At 70.7% G+C, this 25803-nt stretch carries 19 protein-coding genes and 2 pseudogenes; 6 read left to right on the forward strand and 15 right to left on the reverse strand.

The features are described from left to right. Nucleotides 1–71: 71 nt before the first annotated feature. From OG711_RS00105 to OG711_RS00130, 6 genes are all read right to left on the reverse strand, one after another. Nucleotides 72–3398, reverse strand: a complete 3327-nt coding sequence (locus OG711_RS00105; protein ID WP_329557950.1) for a S8 family peptidase — start codon at nucleotides 3396–3398, stop codon at nucleotides 72–74. Nucleotides 3399–4155: 757 nt separating this feature from the next. Beyond that, entirely contained in the window at nucleotides 4156–5049 is an 894-nt protein-coding gene (locus tag OG711_RS00110) for a hypothetical protein (protein WP_329557951.1), read from the reverse strand. A gap of 471 nt (nucleotides 5050–5520) precedes the next feature. Continuing rightward, entirely contained in the window at nucleotides 5521–6483 is a 963-nt protein-coding gene (locus OG711_RS00115; protein ID WP_329557952.1) for a hypothetical protein, read from the reverse strand. 49 nt (nucleotides 6484–6532) lie between these two features. Then, nucleotides 6533–7015: a hypothetical protein gene (locus OG711_RS00120; protein ID WP_329557953.1), complete on the reverse strand. Its 483-nt coding sequence runs from the start codon at nucleotides 7013–7015 to the stop codon at nucleotides 6533–6535. A gap of 264 nt (nucleotides 7016–7279) precedes the next feature. Further along, nucleotides 7280–7477, reverse strand: coding sequence for a relaxase domain-containing protein (locus tag OG711_RS00125; RefSeq protein WP_329563538.1), 198 nt, complete (start codon nucleotides 7475–7477; stop codon nucleotides 7280–7282). Between the two features lie 646 nt (nucleotides 7478–8123). Continuing rightward, the gene (locus OG711_RS00130; protein ID WP_329557954.1) at nucleotides 8124–9167 is read right to left on the reverse strand and encodes an LLM class oxidoreductase; all 1044 of its coding nucleotides are present in this window, start codon (nucleotides 9165–9167) and stop codon (nucleotides 8124–8126) included. Nucleotides 9168–9541: 374 nt separating this feature from the next. On the opposite strand from OG711_RS00130, the gene OG711_RS00135 reads away from it, so the two are divergent. Together OG711_RS00135 and OG711_RS39000 are read left to right on the forward strand one after the other, a co-directional pair. Next, the gene (locus OG711_RS00135) at nucleotides 9542–9667 is read left to right on the forward strand and encodes a hypothetical protein (protein WP_329557955.1); all 126 of its coding nucleotides are present in this window, start codon (nucleotides 9542–9544) and stop codon (nucleotides 9665–9667) included. A 926-nt stretch (nucleotides 9668–10593) separates the two neighbouring features. After that, complete coding sequence (locus tag OG711_RS39000; RefSeq protein WP_405672479.1) at nucleotides 10594–10869, forward strand: helicase associated domain-containing protein; 276 nt, start codon at nucleotides 10594–10596, stop codon at nucleotides 10867–10869. A 219-nt stretch (nucleotides 10870–11088) separates the two neighbouring features. Here OG711_RS39000 and OG711_RS00145 read toward each other — a convergent pair whose 3' ends face one another. The 4 genes from OG711_RS00145 to OG711_RS00160 all read right to left on the reverse strand — a co-directional run bounded on the left by OG711_RS00145 (nucleotide 11089) and on the right by OG711_RS00160 (nucleotide 15360). Then, nucleotides 11089–11694 carry a dihydrofolate reductase family protein gene (locus OG711_RS00145; RefSeq protein WP_329557956.1) on the reverse strand — a complete coding sequence of 202 codons (606 nt, stop codon included), beginning with the start codon at nucleotides 11692–11694 and terminating at the stop codon, nucleotides 11089–11091. 78 nt (nucleotides 11695–11772) lie between these two features. Next, nucleotides 11773–12330, reverse strand: coding sequence for a telomere-protecting terminal protein Tpg (gene tpg / locus OG711_RS00150; RefSeq protein WP_329557957.1), 558 nt, complete (start codon nucleotides 12328–12330; stop codon nucleotides 11773–11775). Nucleotides 12331–12336: 6 nt separating this feature from the next. After that, entirely contained in the window at nucleotides 12337–14592 is a 2256-nt protein-coding gene (gene tap, locus OG711_RS00155; protein WP_329557958.1) for a telomere-associated protein Tap, read from the reverse strand. A 618-nt stretch (nucleotides 14593–15210) separates the two neighbouring features. Further along, nucleotides 15211–15360 carry a hypothetical protein gene (locus OG711_RS00160; RefSeq protein WP_329557959.1) on the reverse strand — a complete coding sequence of 50 codons (150 nt, stop codon included), beginning with the start codon at nucleotides 15358–15360 and terminating at the stop codon, nucleotides 15211–15213. Between the two features lie 97 nt (nucleotides 15361–15457). Here OG711_RS00160 and OG711_RS00165 point away from each other — a divergent pair, with 97 nt between their 5' ends. After that, nucleotides 15458–15964, forward strand: coding sequence for a GNAT family N-acetyltransferase (locus tag OG711_RS00165; RefSeq protein ID WP_329557960.1), 507 nt, complete (start codon nucleotides 15458–15460; stop codon nucleotides 15962–15964). Between the two features lie 199 nt (nucleotides 15965–16163). On the opposite strand, the pseudogene OG711_RS00170 reads toward OG711_RS00165, so the two are convergent. After that, nucleotides 16164–16394: pseudogene (locus OG711_RS00170) on the reverse strand (sigma factor); the annotation flags it as partial. An 871-nt stretch (nucleotides 16395–17265) separates the two neighbouring features. Between OG711_RS00170 and OG711_RS00175 the strand changes: the two are divergent. The 3 genes from OG711_RS00175 to OG711_RS00185 all read left to right on the forward strand — a co-directional run bounded on the left by OG711_RS00175 (nucleotide 17266) and on the right by OG711_RS00185 (nucleotide 19516). After that, nucleotides 17266–17784 (forward strand): MarR family winged helix-turn-helix transcriptional regulator, encoded by a 519-nt coding sequence (locus tag OG711_RS00175; protein ID WP_329557961.1) that lies wholly within the window; start codon nucleotides 17266–17268, stop codon nucleotides 17782–17784. Between the two features lie 287 nt (nucleotides 17785–18071). After that, nucleotides 18072–18473, forward strand: a complete 402-nt coding sequence (locus OG711_RS00180; RefSeq protein ID WP_266503885.1) for a hypothetical protein — start codon at nucleotides 18072–18074, stop codon at nucleotides 18471–18473. Nucleotides 18474–18661: 188 nt separating this feature from the next. Further along, on the forward strand, nucleotides 18662–19516 hold the full coding sequence (locus OG711_RS00185) for an NmrA family NAD(P)-binding protein (protein WP_329557962.1): 855 nt from the start codon (nucleotides 18662–18664) through the stop codon (nucleotides 19514–19516). A gap of 859 nt (nucleotides 19517–20375) precedes the next feature. Here OG711_RS00185 and OG711_RS00190 read toward each other — a convergent pair. From OG711_RS00190 to OG711_RS00205, 4 genes and pseudogenes are all read right to left on the reverse strand, one after another. Beyond that, nucleotides 20376–20801, reverse strand: coding sequence for a hypothetical protein (locus tag OG711_RS00190; RefSeq protein WP_329557963.1), 426 nt, complete (start codon nucleotides 20799–20801; stop codon nucleotides 20376–20378). Nucleotides 20802–20955: 154 nt separating this feature from the next. Beyond that, nucleotides 20956–21723, reverse strand: a complete 768-nt coding sequence (locus OG711_RS00195) for a Crp/Fnr family transcriptional regulator (protein WP_266503892.1) — start codon at nucleotides 21721–21723, stop codon at nucleotides 20956–20958. A gap of 2940 nt (nucleotides 21724–24663) precedes the next feature. Then, nucleotides 24664–24917: pseudogene (locus OG711_RS00200) on the reverse strand (alpha/beta hydrolase); the annotation flags it as partial. A gap of 260 nt (nucleotides 24918–25177) precedes the next feature. Further along, nucleotides 25178–25729 carry an EF-hand domain-containing protein gene (locus tag OG711_RS00205; protein ID WP_329557964.1) on the reverse strand — a complete coding sequence of 184 codons (552 nt, stop codon included), beginning with the start codon at nucleotides 25727–25729 and terminating at the stop codon, nucleotides 25178–25180. Nucleotides 25730–25803: the final 74 nt, after the last annotated feature.

Genomic DNA, 25803 nt, shown 5'->3' on the forward strand with positions numbered 1-25803 from the left:
GGGAAGGGCGGTCCGCCGGTACGGGATGTACCGGCGGACCGCCCTCGCGGTGCCGGGCGCGGCTCGTTCGTCTACTTGCCGAAGAAGGCGTTGTACACGGTCACCTTGTGGGAGCCGCCCTGCTTGTCGACGACCTGGGCGCGCAGGGTGATGCCCTTGCCCTTGGCCGGGTTCTTGAGGGTCACCTTGTTCTTGGTGACCCTCAGCTTCTTCCAGGTCTTGCCGCCGTCGTAGGAGACGCGCGCGGTCAGCGACTTGACCTTGTCCTTGGCCGCGCCGTGCACCTCCAGCGGGATGGTCTGGCCGACGCCCGCCGGGGCGGTGCCGGTGAGCCCGGACCGCACACCCGTGAAACGTACGGTGGAAACCGGCAGCCGGAGCTCGCCGTCCGTGGGCGCCGCGTTCGCGCGGAAGGCCCATGCGGAGTCGATCCGGCTGCTCACCAGAGCGGTCGAGGGACTTCGCCGGACCGAGGTGGTGAGCAGGAAGTCTCCCCCTTCGCGGCCGATCTGGAGCCCCTCCTGGCCGGTGACCGGGTCACTGTTCTCGGCGACCTTCGTACCGTTGCGGTACAGCGTGGTCGTGGCCGAGGCGAACTGGGATGTTCCGGTGTTGCCCTGGCCGTCGGCGAACATCGGCACATCGGGGTACAGCATCTCGCCGTAGCGCCAGAATCCCGAGGCGCTGCCGGCCTTCGGGGCGACGGCAGCGGTACCGAGGGTCTCCCGGTGGACCTTGCCCTTGGGGTAGGACGCCGGTTCGCTGTAGTGGCGCACCTCGGGCTCGGGATCGTCTGCCGGGGTGCCCGCCGGGGTCTGGGTCAGCGCGAGCTGCCACTTGGCCCGGTCGCCGGTGGACAGATGCAGCGTGTGCGCGGCGGGTATCTTCCGCGTGGCGGGGGCTCCCCCGAATCCGAAGAGGGTGCTGGGGAGGACCCCGTACGCTTGCAGCAGGCCCTGTTTGTCCTTGGCCGAGGCAGCGAGTCCCACCCTCACCTCGGCGAACTCCGCGGCATTGAAGGTGCGCTTGTACCCGGTGGCGATCCGTGTCACCGGACCGCCGGAGGTGCCGTGGTACTCACTGCGAGCGTCCTTGATCCAGTTGGCGTGCCACTGCTGGTGCAGGGTTCCGTCGGTGACCTGCGGCCCGAGGTGGGCGATGTTCAGCCCGCCGGGTGAGCGCATCGGGAAGCGCACGCCAAGGGTGTCCTGCCGGTCGGGCGCTGTTTGCACGTACTCCATCTGCCCGCCGGTGAACTTGGCCTTCACATCGCTCAGCGTCAGCTTCGCGGGTTTGGCCTTGCGGGCGTCGACGGTGACCGTCATCGTCCTGTCGACGGCCAGCTTGGGCTGGATCACGAGGTCGAAGCCCTTGGTCCGGCCGGTCGGGTCGGCGGCGGGATCGATGGGGGCGCTGGCGTCGAGCGCGTACTCGCCCTTGGGCAGACGCTGGACGGTCTCGGGTGTCCCGGACAGGATCATCCCCGGACCGTCGGTCAGGGAGCTGAGGGATGATTCGAAGTGCTTGCTGGGTTTTCCGTCGCGTCCGATGTGTTTGAGGGTGATGTCGTAGGACTCGGCTTCGAGTTCGACGGCGGCGGTGGTGCGGATGGTCTGGTTGTCGCCGGTGGCTTCGACGGTGGCGGCGTAGTGGCCGTGGGTGTCGCCGCCGAGGCGGCTGTCGGCGGTCAGGCCGACGGTGGCGGTGCCGCCGGCGGGGACGGTGATGCGGTCGGCGGCGAGGGTGAAGAATCCGGCCGGTACGGGCTTGCCGCCGGGGCCGTGTGAGGTGACCTTGAGGCCGAGGGGGACATCGGCGGTGCCGCTGTTGCGGTAGGTGATCTTCTTGGTGACCGGCTGGTCGTCGGTGTGCGGCCACAGCAGCTTGCCGAAGGCGATCGAGGTCTCCTGGCCGACGACGCTCTGGGTGATCGCCCGGTCGACGGCGATCCGTCCCGCGCCCTGCTCGTGCGGGGTGTATCCGCCGTCCTTCGCGGAGGAGGCCAACGCGGACTTCAGTTCCGCGGCCTTCCAGCCGGGGTGGCGCTGTTTGAGCAGGGCCGCGGCACCGGCGACATGCGGGGCCGCCATCGACGTACCCGAGATGGTCCGCCGGCCGCCGCCCGGTGCGGCGGCGTCGATGTCCACACCCGGTGCGGTCACATCGGGTTTGACCGCGCCGCCCCTGATCCGGGGTCCGGTGCTGGAGAAGTCGGCGAGCTTGTCCGCACGGTCGACGGCGCCGACGGTGAAGGCCTCGTCCGCGCTGCCCGGCGAGCCGATCGAGTTCGGTCCCGAGTTGCCCGCGGCGACGGCGAAGAGGACTCCCTTCTCGGCCGTCACCTTGTTGATCTGCGCTTCCAGCGGATCGATCTCGGAGGTGTCCTCGCGGCCGAGGCTGAGGTTGACGATGTCCGCGCCCTGGGCGACGGCCCAGTCGATCCCGGCGATGATCCCCGAGTCGGAACCGCCGCCCTCGTCGTCCAGGACCTTGGCGTTGATGACCCCGGCCTTCGGCGCGACACCCCTGTGCGTGCCGTTCGACCCGGCACCACTGCCCGCCGCGGTGGAGGCGACATGGGTGCCATGGCCGTCCCGGTCCGCGGCGTCGGGGGCGCCGCTGAAGTTCCGCGCCGCCACCACCCGGCCCTGGAGGTCGGGGTGGGTCTCGTCCACCCCGGTGTCCAGGACGGCGATCCTCACTCCCTCGCCCTCGTAGCCGGTCTCCCACGCCTTCGGCGCGCCGATCTGCCCGGTGCTGGTCTCCAGGGTCGCCCTGTGCAGGCCGTCCAGCCAGATGCGGCTGATCCCGGACGCGGTGGTACGCGTCTGTCCGTTCGTGCCGCGGGTCAGCGTCTCCCACAGCTCGGGCGTGCTCTTCACCGCCGTTGTGACCGCGTCCGCGTTCAGCGCCTGCAGCGAGCGGTTCAGCTCCGTTCCGTCCGCGGCCCGCACCGCACCGCGCGCACTCGCGCCGCCGCCGCCGTAGGCCACGATCAGCCGCAGCCCGTCCCGGTAGGCCTCCCGGCTCTCCGCCCGGCTCAGCTCGGTGACATCGAACAGCCGCCGGTCCAGCTTCCCCTCGGCGACCAGCCGCTGCGCGTCACGGGGTACCACGAAGGTGCGCCCGCCCTCGGTGAAGGTCCGTACGGGGACATCCGCACGCCCCCGGCCGGCCTCGAAGCCCGCCATCCGGCCCTTCGCGTCGACCCGGACCCGGTCCCCGGTGATCAGAGTGACCTGATGGGCGGGGCCGCCCGCCGGGCGTGTCTGCGCGGTGACCTCGCCGGGCGGCACGGACGCGGTCACGGGCCCCGCACCGGTCAGCCCGGCGACCAGCGCCAGTGAGACCGAGGCGGTCAGCGCCGCGATCCCGGCGTTCCGTCTCCTGCTGAACACATGTCCTCCTGAAGGGAGTTGAACGGTGCCGGTGTGGCGCCACTCACTCTGGGAGAACAGAGAAGTCCGTGGTGCGGGTTGGCCGCGGGGGCGAAGCTGGCCGGAAGGCGCGGGCCCAGGGGCACATTCGGGCCGGAGCACCCGGCCCCGGTGAACGTCCGGGCCCTCCCCCGCATCTCAGGGGGGGTGGGCGGCCCGCTGCCGCCGCCCCGGACGGGCGGCGCAACCCCTTCCCTGCTGCCTCCGACAGGGGCGGTCCGGATCAGTTCGGCGGGGTGCTCCGCGGCGCGCACCTCGTCCGACGACCGGGTGGATACGCGCCCGGCACCACACGGCGCTATCGGCACGGTCGTGGCGCAGCGGAACCCGGGCATGTCCCACTCCCCCGTGTCCAGCGGGAGCCGGTGCGCGGCGCCGTCGGGGTCGGCCGGGAGCTGGGACTCGGAGTCAGGGGCGGGGCCGAGTGTGGGGCGGTGGCGGGTCGAGGCGGGGTCGGTGAGGAGCCAGCGGACGGTGTCGAGGCGGTCGGACCCACCCCACCCCCCAACCCGGCACCGCTCCAGGAGCCGCTTCCCGAACGTCAGAAGTGCGAACCCACACCACCTCGCCGGTCCGTTGCCGCCGTGGCTTGGGGCTCTTCCTGACCGGTTGGGCGTTCCGCGCCGCCCACCAGCCAAGCCTCTGTACATCCAAGCCCTCCGCGTCCAGGAGCAGGCAGGCAAGAGCGGGGCCACCACGTCCTGGACGGGACAAGCCGTCAGGAAAGGAGGTTGCGTCCGGCTTCGTAGAGGTACTGGGCGAGGCCGTCGGTGGAATGTCGCACAAGAGTGTCCGTCAGCCCTTCCAGGGCGCGGCGTACACGGCCTGGCTCAGGGGCTGGGCGGGTGCTCTCCTCTTCGAGGAACACAGCGTCGCGAACGATCTGTGCGCGGAGCTCGTCGGTGGTGTCGACGCGAGGTGCGGCGGTGAGGACCTGACGGGCGAAGTCGGCGAACTGGGCGGGATCGAAGCCGAAGGTGTTGTTCTGGGTGTTGCCGGAGCCGACCTGGGCGGTTCCGCCGTGGATGTTGGTGGTATAGGTCGGATGGTGTCCGTTCTGCATGAGGAAGTCCTTCACGGACAGTGGGCTCTCGGCACATTGGATGCCTACCTGAGTCAGCGTCAGGAGGGCTTGAAGGGGGTGCTGAGCATCTCCTTCGTGAACGGTAGCGAGGCCCTGTTCCGCGATGTACAGCGCTGCTGCGCGGACTTCGTCGGGTGACAGGTGCTCGCTGAGCATGACCGCTTCGGGTGTCGTGAGGAATGCCTCCAGTTCGATGGTGGGACTGTAGGACGCGCGGGAGGCCACTGACATCAGACCGTTGCGGGCGTGCTGCTGGCGCCCTTCGGGATCGCGTCGCAGGTGCAGGAGCCGTCGTGCCTCCAGCTGGCCGGCGTGGGTGAGCCGGTAGAGGTGGCCTTTGCGTAGCACGAAGACCCGTTCCAGCTGGCTCCGGCGGACCAGTTCGTTCAGGTCGCGCTGGAGCCTGAAACGGGCGGCGCGTCGCCATTCTTCGGGGATGTCGTCCGTGCCGGCCAGGTCTCCGTCGCCTGCCATAACGCGCTCGTACATCCAGACCAGTAAGTAGGCTTCCGCGCCAGCTTCCGTCATGAGGCCGATGCTACGGCCACATCACTTGCCACCACAGCGGTCAGCACCAGGTGGCATGTTCGCCTGTCGCCGTCCCTTGGACGGAGTCTTCTGATTCGCGAGCGCCGCCCCTGGCCGTAGAGCCCTCGGTACGCCCCCTCTACCCACCCGCTCAGACGCCCACGCCGCCCCCCAGAACGATGCGCGGAGCAATCATCGTCGCCGCAGACACCGCCTGCCTGAGCGCCCACCGCCGACGGCGTCGGAGCAGGAGCGAGGTGTGCCACGGGTGAGGTGGCCCACCGGGTACTGCCGGGAGAAACGGCGGCGACCGACGGCGCCTTCGGCGCCGTGTGTCCCCCGCGCCATCGCCCCTCCCGGCCGACCGCGGGGCAGGCGGCCGGACGCGGCCGGGAGCCGACGCGGTGACTTCAATGCTCAGCAGCTCTCACGGCGTACGGCGTGCCGTGAGCGTCGTGCACTGCCCGAAGGTCAGGTCCGGGTCGGCCGTACACAAGCGCCTGGTGGCGCAGCGGCGACGCGGTTCTTCTCGGCATAGGGGTCGACCGTTGCCCACTTGTCGGCCTTTTTGAGGTCGTCGTGGAAGAGCGGGTGGATGAATCCGTCGGCCGGCGCGGTGCAGTCGTCGTTGACTATCGCCGCCGAGTGCGTCTGCGGGTGCAGCTTTCCGTTTCGGACGAGAACGTCGAGCTGTCGGTGGACGATCACCCTGGAGACCTCGTAGCCGTGGTCGTTGATCTCCTTGGCTCCACTCGTCTTCACCAGCGCGTGGACGAAGGTGTAGTCGGCCCGCACCAGCAGCTCGCCCGACGGTGCGGCCTCGTACGTCATGGTGCCGTCGGTCCTGATCAGTTCTTCCTCCGGTGAGCGCACCTCGTCCGGGTCGAACCGGGTGACGAACCGGAGCGGTTCCCGTCCGGAGCCGGGGTCGGTGTACGCCGCTTCCAGTTGCCGCCGTACCGGATCGCCCGGCGCCAGGAGGTCCAGTGCTTCGACGGGCTTCGCGCCGGCGAGGGTCCGGCTGGAGATGTTGGTGGCGACAAGGAAGTCCTTGACCAACCAGAGGCTGGTGTGGACCTCTTGGAGAGTCAGACCGGCAACGGCTTTGGCTTGGGGAATGCGTATGCCGTGGGAGCTGGGCTCCCAGGCGGCGGCGGGTGAACCCCGGAAGGGGATGTTGGTGGTGGCCGGCCACGCGTCCGGCCACAGGTGCTCCGCCAGCATGCGGGGGGCGTAGGGCTCGTTCGCGGGCCGCTTACCCGTGGCGTCTGCGAGCCAGACACCGAGGCCCCCGAGAGCCAGGACCCCCGCGCCCGCTCCGAGCAGCGTCTTGCGGCGACGGGCTACCCGCTCTCGGCGCAACCTTTCCTCACGGTCCGGAGCGTTCTGTTCCGCCCGCAGACGGGCCGCGAAATCCGCAGGATCGATCGACATGCTGTCCCTCCCCTTCACGCCGTCCCCACGGCGTGTCGAGCGGAGCTTCTCATACCCTGACCTGGACTCTTCTCACCAGCCTGCGAGTGGGGTGGGCGACTTCCGCCTGCCAGTCGGCGTGGCCGGCCGCCCCGGCCCGGTGGAAGTCGATGACGGTGTCGACCAGGGCGAGGCCGTGCTCCCGCAGGCCCGTCCTGCCGGACGCGACGCGCTTACCCGTCGCCCGGCCGGCCGTCGGCGCGAGCTCACCGGAGGCCGCGGCCTCGGCGAGTCCTGCCGGGGTGCAGTACCAGTAGCTCTGCTGGGCCTGGTGGGCCCGGCCGACCAGGGCCGGGGATTCTGCGCGGAGGTTCCGCAGCGCCAGACGGATGTAGTCGGTGTCCTGCTGGTGCGGCAGGAGCAGCGTCTTGAGTCGGAGGGGTGTGGCCAGGCGGAGCCGGGCGAGGGTGAGCAGGGCTTGGCCGCGGATGTCCGCTCCGGCCTTCGCCGCGGTCTTCTTCCGACGCCGGGACGCTTCTCCCGGCACATTCATGCGGGGAGAAGAGGAGTTGCAACCGGCCAGGGAGGGTGAGTACGTGGGCTGACCAGCGGCAACGGTGAAGGGGCGGCCCGGGGCTGCGGGGTCGGCAGCAGGGTCCGCCGCAGGACTCACCGTGGGGCTCGCTGTCGCGGGCAGCCTCCGCCGGGGTGTGCGTGGTGGGTGTGGTGGTCATCGGATCCTCGGGGTTCCTCCGGCGGTCACGGGCCGGATCGGTGACAGGTCCAACCCGCACACGCCAGGGCGTGCGGGCCGGACTCACCATGCCACCACCACCAGGCCCGGCGGCTTCGCCCGCTTCCTGCCGGAGGCCCAGCGGATCTCCGCGACCTCATCCTCCAGCCACTCCAACACCTTCGCGATCGCGCGTTCGTGCGCCCGCTCGATCACCCGACGCGTCGCCTCGTCGCCCAGCACCCACAGCAGCAGCAGCAGCGACGCCTGCGGCCGGAACACGAACTCCAAACCGAGCAGCGGAACCAGATCCCGCTGCTCGATCTCCTCGACCGGCTGCCCAGAACCGTGGCAGACCGCGCCGCGGCCGGGGTGACATCCCCGGCCAGGCCCTCCCGCTCCAGCCGGTCCGCGTCCGGATGCCGCAGCCCCCGAACACCAACTCCACCTCCCGCTCCCCCACCACCGCCCCCGCGGCCAGCCCCAACCCCGCCAGGCCACGCCCCCACTCACACCCCCGGCGGGATCCCCGCCCGCTCCTGAGCGTCCTTCAGCGACTGACCGACCGGAAGGCGGCCATCCCCGAACGCGACTCCGCGCACGAAGTACCGCCACGCATTACGCCTCTGAATCTTCGCGACACTCAACATCCCCCCAGAAACACTCACTCTGACCTGCGCCAAAGCGCGATCCCGCGAGGCGGGACAGTTCACCGGAACTTCACCGCCCATCCCGCCCGGCGGGAGCCGACGGCCATGTCACGCCCGCCAGGCGGATACCGGCCGGGCCATGCAAATGCTGTGCGGCGAGCACCACACCAGCCACACCAGCCTCTAAAACGCCAAGTATCAGATTCCTTCGCCACCACGCGTTTGCCTACGCGCCACTCCCCCACCCGACGGGCTGAAGAAGCCCCGCCCCCACAGCGTCACCAACCCCGACCCGAGCGAGACACCCACGGCCCCCGGCAACGCCGGGGGCTTCGTGCTGCCCGGAGGACACCGTGCCCACGTACGAGACCACCACCCGCTTCACCCACGACCTGGACCGGCACACCCCCGCCCAACGCGACCGCTTCCGCCGGGTCGTACGCACGGCCTTCGTCCCCGACCTCCACACCGGCCGCGCCTTCCGTACCGGGCTCCGCGTGAAACGCGTACGGACCACGCCGGGCGTATACGAATTCTCCTGGTCCATGGGCACCGGGTGTCCGGGGCGCGCGACGTGGGGGTACGGCCCGCCGATAGTTCCCGGGCAGCCCCACATCGTCTGGCGACGCATCGGCGGGCACGACATCCTCACCGGGGCCCGTGATTTGAGGGCTCGGCCCTGGGATTGCTGGGCTCTGGCCGAGACTCCCCATAGCGAGCACAGAGCGGGTCGGGTTGCGGGCCGTGGCGGGGTCCGTCTCCAGCACCACCGACACCGAGGGTGCCAGCAGCGGGCCGTCGCCGAGGACCTCGCGGGTGTACGCGGTGTGGCCGGCGTCCGTGAGGTGCGGCTGAAGACCGGCGGTACGGGCGGCGGCCAGGCGCGTCATCTGCGGGCCGTGGGCGCACAGCAGCCGGGCCGACCGGGGAACCGGTGCGGGCAGGCCGTCCAGCTCGTCGAGGTAGTCGTAGAGGGACGTGTACGGGTGGTGGTAGTCCTGGTCGACCCTGGGGTGGCCCACGCCGAGGCCGAGGAGCAGCCGGTCCCGCGTCCGCGCCGGCAGCGCGTGATACGCCGCCGCGAGAGCGAGGGCGTGCTGGTGCCAGATGGATACACAGGCGGGACTCACCACGGCGTGGTTCGTCGCGGCGAACAGCTCGGCCGTGGTCACGAGGTCACCGCGGGGATTGCCTCCCGGGTTGCCGCCCAGCCAGAGCGTGCCGTAGCCCAGCTCCTCCAGTTCTGCGGCCGCCTCACGAGCCGCGCCGCGGTCTCCGTGGGTGAAGGCCAGGCTCCAGATACCGATGCATCCCCGGTCCATGGCCCGTGTGTACCTTCCGGCAGTACAGCCCGAGGGCGGCCGGGTTTCCGTGACCGGAACAGTGAGGGCATTCGTCCGAGAGCCCACTCTTGACCGGATTTCCGACGTCCGCACCGCCCATACCGCCAGCAGGTGGGGTCGGCGACCGGGCGGGGGCCGGGCCTGTCCCGCACACCCCCGCGCCGGTAGGAGGCTGGGCCGCCTCGCCTGCGGCCGGCGCAACGGCGGTGCCCCGGATGCGGGGGCGGTCTGGAGTCCGGTGTGCGGCAAGGGCCTGGCCAGCCCATCGGCAGGCTCGGGGGGCGGGGTCGAGGGGGAGACCGAGCCGACGGCGCGCGTCGGCGGTGGCCGGGCTGATCTGGGAGAGGGCGGCGGTGAGGACGTCGATCGCGTCCAGCGTGTCCTCGGCCGCCGCGCTCCAGGCGGTGGGCGTGAGGACGTCGATCGCGTCCAGCGTGTCCTCGGCCGCCGCGCTCCAGGCGGTGGGCGTGAGGGCGTGAGGGCGTCGGCAAGATGACAGGCGCTTTCGACCGTCAGCTCGGCCCGCTGCTCGACGCCGGGCGCGGCCGACGCGTTCAGTCCCATACCCGGGTCAAGACGCGGGTGGCGGAAATGATCGCCTCCTTCGCGCCGGTGTCCGGGGTGTTCGCATCACCTCTGCCAGGGCTGCCTGCCCAGGGCCGGAGACGGAAGCCGCCCCCGGAGATGCAGGCCCCGGGGACAGGCTGGCTACCGGCGGCGAGGTAGATCGACGTCACTATGGGTCCCGCTTCCCGTGATCCAGACCCAGCACGGGCCGTAGCCCAGACGGCTGAGCGCCAAGAGTACGGAGCGGGACCGACATCGGGCCTTCCGCGTCCGGAACCCTGAGGGGGTGCCCACCCGGTTCGTGGCCGGGGCAGGGACGGTTGGGTGACGGGAAACTACTCGGAGGCAGCGCCCCCGGGGCTATGCGGGCCGGGGTGATCGAGGGGCAGGCAGCACATTCCTTCCTCCCCGAGGGCCGGAACATAGCCGTACGACTCAGGGCAGGGGTCCATGACGCTGATCGTGTAGGGAGTCGCGGACCCGTCGCCCCATCCTGCCCACCAGTAGACCGCTACCAACTCCCCTTCTTGATCGGTTGAGGCAGACATCTCCTCCTGAACGCCGTAGATGTGCGTGCCGGAGTGACCCGGTTCGTACTCGCAACCCATGACGGCGGGCACTTCGTTGGTCCCCGTGGGCATCTCACGGAATCGCTGCAAGTCCTCGGGGCGGGTGGAGACGAAGGAAGGGCACAGATTGCGTTCGCTCATGCTGGGGGAACCTACACGGACACCGGACGGGCGCGACTCCCCTGGGGCAGTGGGTGGCGGAGCAGCGGCGGGCGTACGGGGGCGGGTGGACGACCGGCCAACGTGCCCGGCGGCTGGCACAGTTGGGCATGGTGTGGTCGCTGGCGGATGAGCGGTTCCAGGAGAACCTGGCGGCGGCCCGGGTGTACTTCGCGGAGCACTGGACTCCGTGCGCTCCCCGGTCGGCGTCGGCGCTGGACAGGCCAGTGGGGCAGTGGCTGTCCAACCTGCGCCGTCCGGGGGCGCTGGAGGGGCGGCCGGAGTGGGAGGCGGGCATTCGCCAGGCCGGCTTCCGCCTCAGCTCCACCGCCGCTCGATCACCCGCTCAGGCGACGGTGGGGAGCCGGCGGGCCCTGCCGTGCTGACGGGCACGGTTCTGCCGGGCAGGACTGTTCAGAGGTTGAGGTCCAGGAATTCCTGAAGCGGCCCTGGGGAGACCGCTCCGATCCTGGTGGCCACCACCGCTCCGTCCTTGAACAGCAGGAGGGTCGGCAAGGAGGTCACGCCGTACGCGGGCGGGGTGACAGGGTTCTGGCCGCCGACGTCGGCGGACGGCCGTCCAGGCCGGTGCCGGCGGGGCGATATCACACAGGGGTGCCGAGCGGCGGATGCTCAAGTACGCGAGGTTTGTACTCGACCAGCTGGATGCGGCCGTCGAAAGTACGGTGCTCGATCATCTCAAGGGCGACGTCCGGATAGCCGTCGTAGATGCGTTCTTCGCCCGTGGCCCCGGTGATCACCGGGAACATCACGACACGGAAGCGGTCGACAAGTCCGGCACTCAGCAGAGACCGGCACAGACTGAGGCTGCCGATCGTACTCAGGAGCCCCGAGCCACTCGCTTTCATGGCGCGGACCGACTCGACGGCGTCGTCCCGGACGAGCGAGGAGTTGGCCCACGTCAGTGGCACCTCGAGCGAGGAGGAGAACACCACCTTGGACGCTCGTGTGAGCTCGTCGACGGACGCCTCCTCCTCGGGCCTGAACTCGTCCTGTCCCTCCGGGACCTCGCCTGCGGCGAAACCCGACATCAGACGGTAGGTGTTCGCTCCCATCAGATAGGTGGCCTCGGGCTGCTCCCCGAGCCATGCGAGGTACTCCGGGCCCTCCAGGCCCCAGAACCCGGGCCACCCCTCCCCCGACGCATGGCCGTCGAGAGAGGTGATGAAGTCGACAAGAAGCTCCGACATGACCGTGTCCCTTCCTTAGGTGTCACGAACTTGGACCGGCCGCGAACCACAGACTCATCGGTCGCGATGTCGGGGGATCTACAGCTGGAAGTCGAGGTGCTCGATGTCGGTGAAGCGGACTTCCTCCAGGCCGCCGGCCCGGCGGCCGTTGTCCTGGAAGTAGGTCTCCTTGAGTGCTTCGGCGGCGATCTCCTTCAGCCGGTCCTCACTGGCGCCTTGTTCGCGGGCTTCGAAGATCTTCGCGGCGTGCCGCGGGGGGAGGGCGACGGTGAGGTGGCGGATGCGGTCCTGGTCGGTGGAGCCGATCGGTGCGGTGTAGCCGAGGCGGGCGCGGGTGTCGATGACGATGCCCCCGGTGGTGGCCGCGGTCTTCTTCGCCTTCTCCTTGATCTGCGGCTGCCAGCGGGACCGCACCTCGCGCTCCAGGCGGGCGGCGAGCTGCTTGCGGGGCTTTTTGATCTGGTCGTTCACGTACCGCTCCACGGTGCGCTGGGAGACGCCGAGCAGGGCGGCGACAGCCCGGGTGCCCTTGTGCTGGCGGACCAGGTACCGCATTCGCGCGCCCGCGCTCTTGGGCATGGGGCGGGTGAACGTCTTCTCCAGTGCCTTGTCGAGACTGTCCCCGAACATGCTCATCGCCCGCTACTCCCCGTTGTCGGCGTTGGTGACGGTGCCGTCCTTGATGTACCGGGCGAGGTTGAGCTCCGGGGCGTCGAACTGCTCCCGGACTCCCTCGCCCCACAGCACGCTCTGCGTGCCCTCGTGCTTGACCAGGCCGGGGTTGATGCCGAGCTTGAAGCCGCCGGGCAGCGGCTTGCCCTCCCGGTAGGGCAGGAAGTCGAGCGGGCTCTCGCCGTCGGCGGCGTAGACGACGCAGTCGGAGAGGATCGCGACCGGGTACTGTCCGGTGAACGCCGCGTGCTTCACGATCTTGCGGTGCAGGTTGATCCGGGTGCGGGAGATGACCGCTGCCCGGATGTCCGGGCGCCACGTCGGCCGGGACAGGGCGCGCCACGGCTCGCCCGGCCGCCAGCCCTCCCCGCGGGGGCGCTCGCGGAGCTTGCCCAGGCCGCCCTTGACGGTCGCCTTGACCGCCGAGACGACGATCGCCAGCTGAGGGTCGCGGGCCTTGTAGCCGTCCATCGCCGTCAGGAAGTCGCCCGGGGCGAGGTCGGCGTCGACGCCGAGGTCGGCCATCGTGGCGAGGTAGGCGTCACGCAGCCGCTGGTACCAGGCGTCCAGGTAGCGGCCGTTCTCGTACCGCACCCACGCTTCGGTTGGCGCGACGTCGTAGCCGAGCTCCTGGGCGTACGCCACCGTCGGCGTCGCATACCAGGCCGGCCCTTCCGGGCGCTCGCCCTTCGGCGTGAACGGGGACGGCAGCAGGCCGCCGTCCAGCTCCACCCACTCCTTCCCGGCCTTCACCCGCGACAGATCGACGTGCGACAGATCCACCAGCCACGAGCCCGGGAGCTTCGGATCGAACACCGGGTCCACGACATGCGTCGGCGCGCCCAGGCCCACCGGCACGCCGTTCGCACCGGCGGCGAAGGCCATGTTCACGTCCAGGCCCACCAGGTGCCGCTTGGTGCATTCACCGTCGGTGAGCGGGCGCGCCCAGTCGTACGCCTCCTCGAACAGCTTCTCCGCAGGGCCGCGGACATGGAAGCGCGGCAGGTCCGTGAGGAGGGGGTGGCCGTCGGGGGCCTCGCACGGCGCCGGATCGACCGGGTCCTTGCCCAGGCTGCCGGGGTTGTGCTCGGAGTGCCGCTTGCCGTCGATGCCGGGCTCGGAGGCGCGCGTCGGCGGGTGCAGCGCGGTCATCAGCTCCAGGCCGGTCACGGCGGTAGAGCCGCGCGGCGTCATCACCCGGCCCGCGTACGTGCCCAGGAGCCGGGCGAGTTCGGCGGGCGGCAACTGGGCGGCGTCGCCCCAGTGCCGGGCGTCGAGCGCGTGCCACGACGGGATGCACAGCTGGACGCAGGCCCGCTCCGAACCGGTCACGGGGCGGTAGATCCGCGCCCACGGACCGAAGCCCCTCTTCGTCAGCTTCCACTCCGCGCGGACCAACTGCTTGATGACCTTGTGGCCCTCCGGCAACCTGCCGGCGAGCTCCTCCTCCCCGGTGAGCGCGGCCGGGAGGCCGAAGCGCTCACACGCGGCCTCGGTGAGCACGAGCAGCGGGTCCGCGCTCTTCCCCGGCCCGGACAGCTTCGGCGCGCCGAGCTTCGCCTCGCGAAGGGTCCAGTCCACCACGGCCGGGATCGACTTCGCGGGGACATCGAGGACCAGGCCCCCGACGCAGTACGCGAACACCTGTCCGCCGGTGTCGACGTCGACGACCGCGAGCGGGCCGTTCCCGAAGCGCGGATCGGCCACGGCCGGAGCGGCAGCGGGCCTGGCCGTGGCCTTCTTCGCGGCCGGATGCCTCGACGCCGACGGCCTGGTGGTGACTCCCGGGTGGGACGTCGCGGTGCGGACGACGGGAGGCTGCTGGTTGTTCTGTTCAGCAGTCATGGCCACAGCATCCGGCGCCGCGCCTGTGGACAGGGTCCGCGGTCCGGCGGACCCGGCCTCGCGCCGCACCGGCGCGGTGGAACCGGTGAACGTCCCGGGCACCGGCGACGGAGCAGCGGCGGCCGGAACGGGCGCGGGTGTGGCGGGGTAGAGCTCGGACAGCTTCTCCAGCAGGCGCGCGTATGCCTCCCGCTGCGGCGGGCGCGGTTCGGTCTTCCCGGACTCCCACGACACGATCGTGGGCCTGCGCACCTTCAGCGCGCTGGCCACTTGCTCCTGGGTGAGGCCGTGCGCCTTGCGTAGCCGCTCCCGCTCGCCCGGCGGGGGGAGCGGGGACTGCCCGGCGATCAGGGCGTCGACCGCGTCAAACAACTCGGACATGAAACACCTCCTTGTCCAAGATTCTAGCATGAATCGAACTTTACACGCACTAATAGCGTACTTCTTGCATACATTCACTATTCCGAAGGACCCGGGCACCTGCTGTGGCATGGCTGCCGCAACGCCAGGAAGCGCGGGTGGAACATGAGCCGGCCACACTCCGCTGGCGAAGAGCCCGCTCGCGCCTGTCCCATTCCGTACCCGGTGCTGGTCTGTGCGCCAGGAACATCCCGCTCGCCAGGGACGCCCACCTGCCGGACGCCGAACGGCAGCGCCACTATCCGGAGATGACCGGGACGATCGCTCGCGACCCCTGCGCCACCGGGACACCCTGGACCCGCACCCGGCGCCGCGTGTTCGTCGACGGCCACATCCCTTTACCCAACGATGGCCCAGACACCGACGCATGGGGCCACGGCCTGCGCTCGGCACCCACCGGGCGATGGTACTGATCAACCCCCGCTCGGGGTTCCTCCAGGGAGCCGAGCCAACCAGCGAGACGTGCCTCCCGGAGGGCAACGGGTGGCCCGCGATGCCGGGGTCAGGGCGTTGTCACGAGTGGCTATCCGAGCCGGGTGATGGTGAGGACCGACAGACGGCGCAGGGTCTGTTCGCCCGTTAGGTGAGGGAGAGCCGGCCGACGGAGGCGTAGCGGACGTCCTCGCCTTCCGGGTCGTCCAGGTCCATCCGGAAGAGCCCGACGTTCTCGGGCTCCAGCTCGGCCGCGACCTCCTCTGGCTCCGGCCCCGGCTGTGCCGCATCAGACAACGTTCGCCCACGTGGTGACGTGCGAGGTCGAGCGGTGAGCGGCGGCGTGCGAGCTTGTTCCGATGACCTCGTCAGGCGGGTCCTGGAAAATGCGCCCATGCATATTCGAGCCGTGCGTCTGGACGAGTTGCCTCACCTGCAAGACATCGAGCGGGCCGCCGGTCAGTGCTTCCGCGACATCGGCATGCCGGAGATCGCCGACGACGAACCGCTCCCGCTCGGAGAGCTCGCCCGATATCCGCAGGCCGGGCTTGCCTGGGTTGCGGTCAACGACACCGACATCCCGGTCGCTTACCTGATCGCCGACCGTGTCGACGGCAACCTCCATGTCGAACAGGTCTCGGTGCACCCGGACAGCGCACGCCGCGGGGTCGGTCGGCTACTGCTGGACCATCTGGCGAATCACGCCAGGAGCGAGGGGGCACCCGCCCTGACCCTCACCACGTTCACCCAGGTCCCGTGGAACGCCCCCTACTACGCGCGCTGCGGCTTCCACCTCCTGGACCACGGCAGGCTCGCCCTTGGGCTGCGGAAGATCCGTGAGCGCGAAGCGGCGCATGGTTTGGACCGATGGCCTCGGGGCTGCATGCGCCGGGAGCTATGACACAGCGGCGGCCGTCGCTGCGCCGGAACGTCCCCAAGGCCATGAGGCACCGGGACCGCCGAACACCTACGCAAGGCCGCCGACGGGGCGAACCTTTTCCTATGCGGCACCAGGCAGAGCTCGGAGCACCAGGAATGCCGATCCAGGACTCCTGTTCGGGCAGCTCCTGCAACGGGGCAGGGAACATACGCTGGTTGCGCCGGAACTGGTCGATGACCGCATGCTTGACCGCAAGGCTGCCGTACGCGGCCCGGCTGCCAGACCGCGCGACGATCTTTTCCCACGACCTGAACATGCGCATATAGGCGACCTGCACAGCATCTTCGGCACTGTGCAGGTCTCCCGCTTCGGCCCGGGCTACGCGGAAGAACACCGCGCTGGTCTCAAGGACGAACGCCTCGAAGTCCGTGCCCTGGTCGGCCTCGCTCACACAGCCTCCCGAGAGGCGATCACCCAGTGGCCCGGCTCGGAGTGCTTGCAGAACAGCCAGACCGGCTGTCCTTCCTCGAAACGGGCTGCGGCAGCGCCGCAGCCATCGCGATCATCGTCGCGCGCTGCTCGCGCTCCGCGCGGGCCACAAGGAACGCCTTCAGGCACATCCCTGCGGCACTCCTGGTACAGCACAGCACGTAGTACACCAGGAGCAGAACCGGGACCGACATCCCGCCCGCTCCCATCCAGTCCAGCCAGCTCACTGACCGGCCTCCCCTCATGACGACTCGTTGGATGAGGGCTTGCGCCCTCACCTCCTGCACGCGTCAGGAGGGGTGAGCGCGGATGCCGTGGGCCAACACTTTTCCCAAACGGCCCTGTAGTCGTTCGGGGCGCATGCTGACCAGCTGGAACACTCGGTGGCCGGAGTGGGCGCGGCCGGGGCTCCGCCCCGCGCGGGAGCGGGTGCGGTGCGGGCGGTGCGGATCGCGTTGTGCACGGCGAGGCCCGTGATGCGGGTGCGTTCTTGGCGGGTCGGTTCCCGCAGGGGTTCGCCGTCGGTCCCGGCGATGAACCAGCGGTCGGGCCGGGCGAAGTCGGCGGTGGTGGTGATCCGGGCCCGGGCCGGGGTGCGGCGGGTCTTCCTGGGAGCAGTGGGCCGGCGGGAGTGGGGGGCGGGGGCCTGGTCGGCGGAGCGGTCGTCCGGCGGGGTGGGGGTGCCTGGGTCCTCGGCGGACGGTCTGGGCCGGGGGTGTTCGGTGCCGGTGCGGGTCGGTCGGCCTGCGGGCCGGGGTTGGCTTGCGGTGGTCATGTGGCGGTGGGTGGGGCCGTCGCTTGACCGTCATGTAGTTAGCTGCCATATTACTTGCATGGCAGCGGACGGGACCGATCACGAGTCACCCTCACTGGACCAGGCCCGGCGGCAGCTGGAGCACTACGGTCTCGGGGCCGACCCGCAGGCCGTGCTCGTGGCGGTGCGGCTGATCTCGGCGGGGGCGCGGCTCGGCAGGGCGACCGAGGTCCACTTCGCGAGGTACGGGCTGTCGACCGGGCGGTACCGGCTGCTCGCGGATCTGGAGGATCACGACGGGGAGAAATCACCCTCCCGCCTGGCGGCCGATCTCGGCGTCTCGCGCGCCACGGTGACCGGCCTGGTCGACGGGCTGGAGCGGGAGGGTCTGGTCGCCCGGCGTCCGTCCGCGGAGGACGGGCGGGGCGCCGTGGTGGTCCTGACCGCCCGCGGTGCGCAGCGGTTGCGCGAGATGGCGCCCGAACATTTCGCCCGCCTTCAGGAGATGGTGGGTGAGCTCACCGTCGGTGAGCGCGCGGTGTTCCTGGATCTCCTCTCGCGGGTCGTACGCGGAATCAGCGCCTTGACCGCGGAGTAGTCCGAGCAGCCGTTCCCTCCGGCCGCGTGTCCGGCCACATGTCCGGCCGCGCTCCCTCGTGCGTCACCCCGGAGAACCGCTCCGCATCGTGAGCCGGCTGCCCCGCCCGTGCGCGGGCGCCTTTCCACAACCTAGTAATTAGCCACCTAATCAATATGGGGAGTTGGTCTCTCATGTCCGGACCCGGCCCGCCGGTCCCATGCGCAAGCGGAACAGAGGTCACCGCCCGAGGAAGCAGCACCGGCGGCGGCCGTCGCGGCGCTCGTCCCTTCGTCCTGTGGCGTGAGGTGCTGGTCGCCTACCTGGCGCCCGCGCTGACGGCCGGCGCCGGCGGGGTCGCCGGCGGGCAGGCCGGGCTGGCGGTGGCGGCGGTCACGTCCATCGCCGGCACCTCGGCCGTGGTGGCGTTGCTGATCGGCACCTGGCTGCAACGCCGCGAGGGGCCGCGCCCGTGGACCGTGGCCCTTCCCCGCGTCGTCCTGGCCGCGCTGCTCGCCGTCGGCGCGGCCGTGATCGCCGGCCTCGTCGGATGGTTCGCCTCCCGGTGGCTGCCCGCGCACACCGGCGTGCCCGACACCCGGTGGCTCACCCGGCTCCGGCTCGATCTGCCGGTATCCGCGGCCCTCGCCGCGACCGTCGTGAGCTGGCGCTGGCGCGGGGCCCGGCGATCACAGCCAGGACAGCCCTAGCGCCCGCAGCCAGGACAGCCCCGGCCCGCACTCCCGGTACCCGCGCACTGCCCGCGCCGGGGAGCAGCCCGCCGGCTGGCGCACATCGACGGCCGGCACACACATCGACAGACAGACCCCCGCCGACGGGCAACCCCCCGCGGTTGCCCGGGGGGGGGACGACCGAAAGGCACACAGTGATCGTCATCATGGGAGCGTCCGGAACCACCGGCGGCGCACTGCTGCGCAGCCTCGCCGCCTCGGGCGTGCCGAGCAGGGCGCTGACCCGCGACCCGGACCGGCTGCGGGCCCGCCTCGGCGCCCCGGCCGGAGACCTGGTCGAGGTCCTGCCCGCCGACGCCTCGGACACCGACTCGCTGCGCGCCGCGTTCAGGGGCGCCCGGCAGCTCTTCCTCGCCATGGCCAACGGCCCGGCGCAGGTCGAGCTCGAAAAGCGTGTCGTCGACACGGCCGCCGGCAGCGGCATCGAACACATCGTCAAGATCTCCGACCCGGTCGCCGCGGCGGACTCCCCCGTCACCCTCTCCCGCGGCCACCACGCCGTCGAGGAACACCTGCGCGCGTCCGGCCTCACCCACACCCTGCTCCGCCCCTACGCGTTCATGCAGAACCTGCTGCTCCTGGCCCCGGCCGTGGCCGCGCGGAGGATCATCCTGGGCGCGATGCGGGACGCCCCCTGCAACTGGATCGACTGCCGCGACATCGGTGACGTCGCCGCCGCAGCACTGACGCGCGCCGACCTCGCGGGCGGCACCTACGTGCTCACCGGGAACGAGGCGGTCGGCTACGGCGGACTCGCCGCGACCCTGACCCGCATGCTCGGCCGCCCGGTCCGCTACGTGGACCTGGCCCCGCACGAACTGCGGGAGAACCTCGTCCACCACGCACACATGCCCCCGTGGCTCGCCGCACATGTCGTGGAGATCCAGCAACTGGCCGTGTCCCACCCGGAGTCACCCACCGACACGGTCGCCCGGATCCTCGGCCGCGATCCCCGCACCCTGGACGCGTTCCTCCACGAACACCTGGGCCGCTTCAGCTGACCCCCCTGCCCGGCGCGGGGAACGCGCCGACCGGCGGCCCGCTTCGCATCGCCGGCGGCGGCGGCGGCATCCCCAACCGCAGCGGATGCCCCACGTCACGGACTCCGCCCGCAGAGGGCGGTTCGCCGGGTTCAGCGTTCTGTGCGGATGTCCTGGCAGCCGGGCCCGGGACCATGCCGCCGCCCCTGCGGCCGGGGCAGCGGCGGCGCATCGGATGCGGGGGCGGTCCGCGGTCCGGTACCGACGGCGGGGCCGGGGGCCGGGGCTGGGTCGGGGGCAAGGGGGAGACCGGGCCGACGGCGGGCGTCAGCCGTGGCAGCCACCACTACGGCAAGGGCCCCGGCGATCTCCGGGCTGATCACCCACGCACGCCACCCCCCACCAGGCGGCTGAAGGCACCCCGCCCCGACCACGCCGCCGACGCCCGCCCCGACCCGAGCGGAACACCCACCGCCCCCGGCCACCGCGACCGGGGACTCCATGCTCCCCCTCCCCCGGGGTGAACCGCTGTGCCCACGTACGAGGTTGTGCCCCGCTTCGCCGCTGACCTGGACCACCTCACCCAGCACAGCCCGCCCACGTCCGCCGGGTGGTGCGCACGGCCTTCGTCCCCGGCCTTCCCGCCGGACACCGCCGCCCCGGCTCTCAGGGTGAAACAGGTCCGCCGGCCCGGACAGCGTCCACGAACCCATCCGGACACCCGACGGACGCGCCATCGGGGAGTACGGGCCCAGGTCCGGCCCGGCGGCATCCGGCACATCACCCGGCACATCACCGGCACCACGGCATCACTGCCGGCCTGTGACCGACCCGCAGAAGGTGCTGCCTGGGCACCGGCCACTCCGGCCGCTCCGGCCGGTCAGACGCGGCGGAGCGTGCGGCTCGTCTGCTGGGCCTTCGTGATGACGGCCTGGAGTTGCGTGCGGGCGTACTCCTGCTGCATCGCCCGCCGGAGCTGGAGCCGCTGATCCCCGACACCGGGAGCGGTGAGTTCTGTCGCGAGGTAGGAGTCGAAGCGTTGGACCACTTCTCTGAGTTCTGCGCTGATCGCGTCCAATTGGTCCGCGGAGTTGCTGATGAGATGACGTAAGGGGCGCAAGGGGGCGAAGTCGTCCACGCTGGAGGGCGTTTGGGCGAGTTCACACAGCTTCTGCTGGGCTTGCCGGAGATAGGCGTCGACGTCGGTGAGGTCTTGTGCGTTCTGGTCGGCTCTCCGGTTGTCGCGGTTCCAGCGGTAGAGCCTGAGGCCATGGCGGTAGGTGAGGACGGATATCGTCAGTGTCACGATTCCGATCAGTGCACCGAGGGTGAGGGATGCGGTGTCGGCGCCTGCGGCCAGGCTGGTGGGGTTGGCGGGCATTGCGGGTGTTCCGTTCGTAGGGCGCGCGGTGCCGGGCGTGCGGCGCTGCCGGTGCACGTTCGGTGGTTCGGGAGGGATGTCACGCCGGCGGGGCAGGGGCCGGCGGGTTCGGCCCGGACGCGAGGATGCGCTGGAGCCTGGTGGCGTCCGTGACGACGAGCTGCCGGTACTTGCTGTGGATCACGCCATGGCCGCGGAGCTCCCTGACGGCCTTCTCGACGGTGGACGTTCCCATGAGGAGAGCGTCGGCGATGTCTTTCTGACGGGGTCCCATGATGGTGACGGGCCCGGGTTCGCCAGGGTCCGTCGTGCCGGCGGTCGCGGCGAGGTGCAGCAGAAGCGTGCCGACGCGGTGCACGGGCGGCCGGTAGGCGGTGCAGTAGATCAACTCGTCGCTGCGGAACCGGGCTTCGAGGCTCTGGAGCAGGGCCGTCTGGGCGAGGTGCCGCCGCCTGAGGAGGGCGGTGACGCGCTGCACAGGGCAAGGCATCACCCAGGTGGTGCTGAGGCAGACCGTGGTGACCGCGGAGGCGGGGTGGAGGAGTTTGGCCTCGCCGAGGAGTTCACCGACCCCGCGGAAGCGGGCGACCCTGGGGGCGTTCCTGACGGCGCCCAGGGGGAAACGCTCCTGGACGACACAGCCGCCCAGCATGATGTAGACGTGTCCGTCGTGGGGGCCGAGGGGCAGCTGTTCGCCCTGGGTGTAGGTGCGGGCGTCCGGGCCCCATGCCTGGACGAAGGCGGACCATTCGGCGAGGGGAAGGCAGTTGAGGAAACTGCCGGGAGGCATGGGCTGCGTGCCCTGGAGAACGGCGGTCGTGTTGAACGCGTCGACCCGCGGCGACATGCGGCTATGCCCCCGCCCCGTGTCCCGTGGGCGCGCTCGCGGCAGCCCTGGACGGCGGCCGGTCCTGATGACTGGGTATCGCGGGTATCGCGGCCGTGTGCGGTGCCCGGGATGTCCGGGCGTCCCGCACCGCGACGCCGCGGTCGACGGCGGTGACCATCTGGTCCGATCTCCTTCAGTGGTACAGGCGGAGGGGGTTGGTGGGTCCAGCGCCCGTCCGTTCCGCATGTGTGGTCCCCGGCTGGTAAGGCCGATGCGCAACGGAGGGTGTCTATGCCGGGTCACGGTACTCCGTTGTCCCTGCAATTCCCAGTCGCCCCAGCACGGCACGCAGACCACGACGACAGGGAATGAGAATCCCTATCAAGAGGGCAATCAACCAGCAGGGGATATCACGAAGAAGAATGCCCACTGTGATTCACGCCACACGTCCGACCGGGATTGCTTTCCGCCCACCGGGGCCGCACGCACGATCACGAACCCGGATGAGTTCATTCCGGCAAGCCGCACCCGGCAAGGAAAAACAAAGCAGGCGGAAAAGAAAGAAGGAGGCTCCAGGGAACCACCCCCGGAGCCTCCAGAAAGGGGCCTGGACCCACCAAGGCTCAGACCGTGCACCAGTAAACACCATCACCGGCGCAACACCCCCGGCACGACCCGATGCGGCACCCGAGTCGCCCTAGCCTGAGGGATTTCGGCTGACCGATCGACCGGCCGCCGAGCGGCCGGGGCGGCCACCGGCACGCCACCCCCTCTGTCAGCTTTTGATTCTTTTGCCGGTTTCCTGCGACACAAACAGGCACCTGTTCGTCACGCAACTCCCCTGCAGCACGAATAACGATCACATACCGACCGGCCGGGACCGGCCTCATCAGGTTGCCTGAACCCGGCCGGCCTGGGCCGCGCAACACCCGGACCCCCGCCCGAACTCACGGCTGATCAACCGACTTCCCGCCGGCGAACATGCCGCAGCCCGGCGATTCGCCTTTCCGGTGGCAACCCTTATCGACGCAAGCCTGAAGAGCCTTTCAGATGCATGATCATTTCCGTTCTCGCCCGCGAATCGCAATCACGCCACCAGACCCTCCGGCGTTCACCCGCAGACGTAATGCCGACTGAACGATAAATCCGGCCGCGCCTCACCGGACAGCCCTGGAACGACAGACCAAAGATCTGATGGTTCGTCAACTCAGCCGAGAGGGAACGGGTCGAGTCGACGCGAACACGGACAATCCAATACATAGAAAGCCGGAGAAGGATTTTGAGAACATTCCTCAGCAAATGAGCTCCGACGGGAGGGCTCCGGCCGGGGACGGGCCCGAACCCGTACCTCTCCCGGACCGGTCGAACCGCGTCCATGACGATCTGCCCTCCACGTCGCGAGAGGTCCTCGGCCGGTGCGGTGAGGATGCTGCCGCCGCCGGGAACGGCCCGTACGCCGGCCGGGGTCATGCCCGTACCAGCCGCCGTTCTCCGTGCGTCCCCGGGCGATGAGGTCTCCGGGGTCCGTCTACGGGCGGGGGTTGATGACGCAGGCCGCCGGGTCGGGAGCTGCTTCCAGGCCGAGCGGTTCGGGGCCGGCGCACCGACCGGTCATGGGGTCGCAGTGACGGTGGCAGCAGAGGCCGGTTTCCGGGTCGTCGTACCGGCCGGGAAACCGCAGAGGTGCGGAGGCGAGGGCGGTGCGGTTCCACGAAGTGGTACCCCAGACGGCTCTACGGCTCTACGGCTCTACGGCTCTACGGCTCTACCAGGCGATGGTGCCGTGCTCGTCGATCAGGTCGGTGACAACGGCGAAGACCCGTGAGCCGGTGTCCGCGTCGGCCGGTGCTGCGGGCCGGTTCGGGGGTGTGCGGCGCTCCGGGCTGGGCGACGGGTGCGCGGCCGTCGTACTCCCAGGTGAGCGAAGCGACGGTGGAGGTGTCGCGCTGTTCGACGGGGTCGGTGCCGCCCCAGGAGCAGAGATGACCCTGGACGCCGTGGCCGCCACCTACCGGCTCAAGATGAGCTCCCAGGCCGGGCAGGACCGGCTGGACGCCGACCGCACCGAGGACGAACGGATCACCGTGTGGAGGCCGTCATGGATTCCGGTGGTCGGCGTCGGCCCCACGGACAGCACTTCCAGGCCGGTGGCAGCCCCTGAGCGGCTGACCACCGACGAGACCGGGCCGACCCCGCCACCACGGCGCTACGCCCAGGTCCAGGTCCAGCATCGTCCGGGCGGTGGGAAGGAGCTTGCCTCATGTGCCCAGCCGCACCCCGAATGGGCCGTTGGCTCACATCCGGTCAGGCCGCACACGCCCACTTGTCAGAGGAGTCCGCTACTTCCCTTCACGCTTGTAGCGCCAGTAGCCCAAGACGAATGACACCACCAGCACCACGGCTCCCAGGACGAGTGTGGCAGCCGGGTTGTCCTCGAATCCGATACCTACCCGGGCGAGGGTCACTTGGATCAACCTCTCAGAAGTCAGGTGCCAACCGTTCACCGATGCTGTCGGCGAACGGGACGGCGCTGCTGCCGGCATCGGTGAGGCCGTACCAGGAAGCGCCGCCGGTGTTCACGGAGTTCAGGGTGCCCCCGAGTTCGCCGTTGACTCCTGTGTGCACCTCGCCGGTGCCGGGTGGCGGCGGGACCGGGAGGGCCACCGGCCGCTGTGCGCGGGCCGCGAAGCCGCACGGGGAAGGCTGCCCGGTCACCAACCGGCGGCGGGCCGGTGGTGACCGGCCGGTACCCTGCCGACGTCGATCCGGAGACGCGCCGCCCCGGCCTGCCGGTACCGCGGCCTGCCGGTACCGCATCGGCCGTTACCGCATTGGCCGGGGCGGCGGTTGTGCATCTGCCGGGCGCCGTCGTGGAGGCCCGGGGCCTGCCCCCGATCAGTGATCAGTGGTGTCCCGGCGTCACCGGCTGCCGGGTGCCGTCGGCCTGGCAGCCCGCGCTCACTTCAGATGCCGGTCGAAGAACCGGTTCCCGTCCTCCGCCCCGAACCCACGGGGTGCCGGTGCGCCCGCCCGGATCGGCGCGCAGCGTCTTCTCCCTGGTGCCGGAGGTGCCGAACAGATCCGGGGCCCGCTGCCGGGGGTTCCACTCCGTCGTCCCACCGGGGCAGGAACAGCAGGGGAACGGTGACCTGCCGGGCCTCCTCGCGCCGGGCGCGGGGCACGTATCCCCCGGCGAAGGATCCGGCGGCCGCGCCGGCGTGGTCCGGTCACCCCGGCGGGCCGTGCGGGGCCCGGCCACCGCCGGGCGGATGCCGACGGCCGGCCGGAGCCGATGGTCGTCGAGCTGGGCGTACGGATCAGGCCGCTCCCGTTGGCGCCGGGCACGAGGACCGGGCGCAGCACCGGGGCAGCACCGGACACGAGGACCGGGGCGGCACCGGGGCGGCACGCCGGGCGCGCCCGGTCGTGTGGACCGGGAGCGCGCCGGGCGGCGTCGTCGGGGGCCTGGTGGTCAGGGGGTTCCGAAGAAGAGGCTGCCCGGGGCGTCCGGGTCGCTGAGCAGGAAGTATCCGCGGATCGCCTGGAGGAACTCCGGGCGGGAGACCGTGTCGTCGCCGTCGGTGTCCAGGGTCCTGAACGCCTTCAGGGCGTCGGCTTCTTCGAGGTTCCACACGTCGGTCAGGAAGCGGGTGAACTCCTCCCGGGCGATCTGGTTGTCGCCGTTGGCGTCGATCACGTCGAAGAGCACGTGCCCGAGCCCGTCGGCCAGGTTCAGCCGGCTCGTGTCGGCGCTCGCCAGACGGACGGCGGCGACGTACTCGTCCCTGCTCAGCCGGTCCTCCTGGACGTCCGCGTGGCGCAGCAGCTCCAGCCAGTAGGTCTGGAGGAAGGCGTGCAGGGCGCGGGCGCGGCGGTCGTCGGGGCCGAGGTGGTAGGCGTCGAGGTAGCGGTCGGCGAGCCTCCGGTAGTCCTGCCGGTCGAGGTGGCCGTCGTGATCGGTGTCGAGTGCGGCGAAGGAGCGTTCCAGCTTCGTGGTGATGATGTCGGGTGCGGCGGTGGCCATCGTGGTGATCCTTCACAGGTTCTCGGAGTTGCGGAAAGGATCATCGTCACGTGCTGGTGGGCGCGGTGCCGCGC

It is taken from the genome of Streptomyces uncialis (genome assembly GCF_036250755.1).
Taxonomy (GTDB): domain Bacteria; phylum Actinomycetota; class Actinomycetes; order Streptomycetales; family Streptomycetaceae; genus Streptomyces; species Streptomyces uncialis.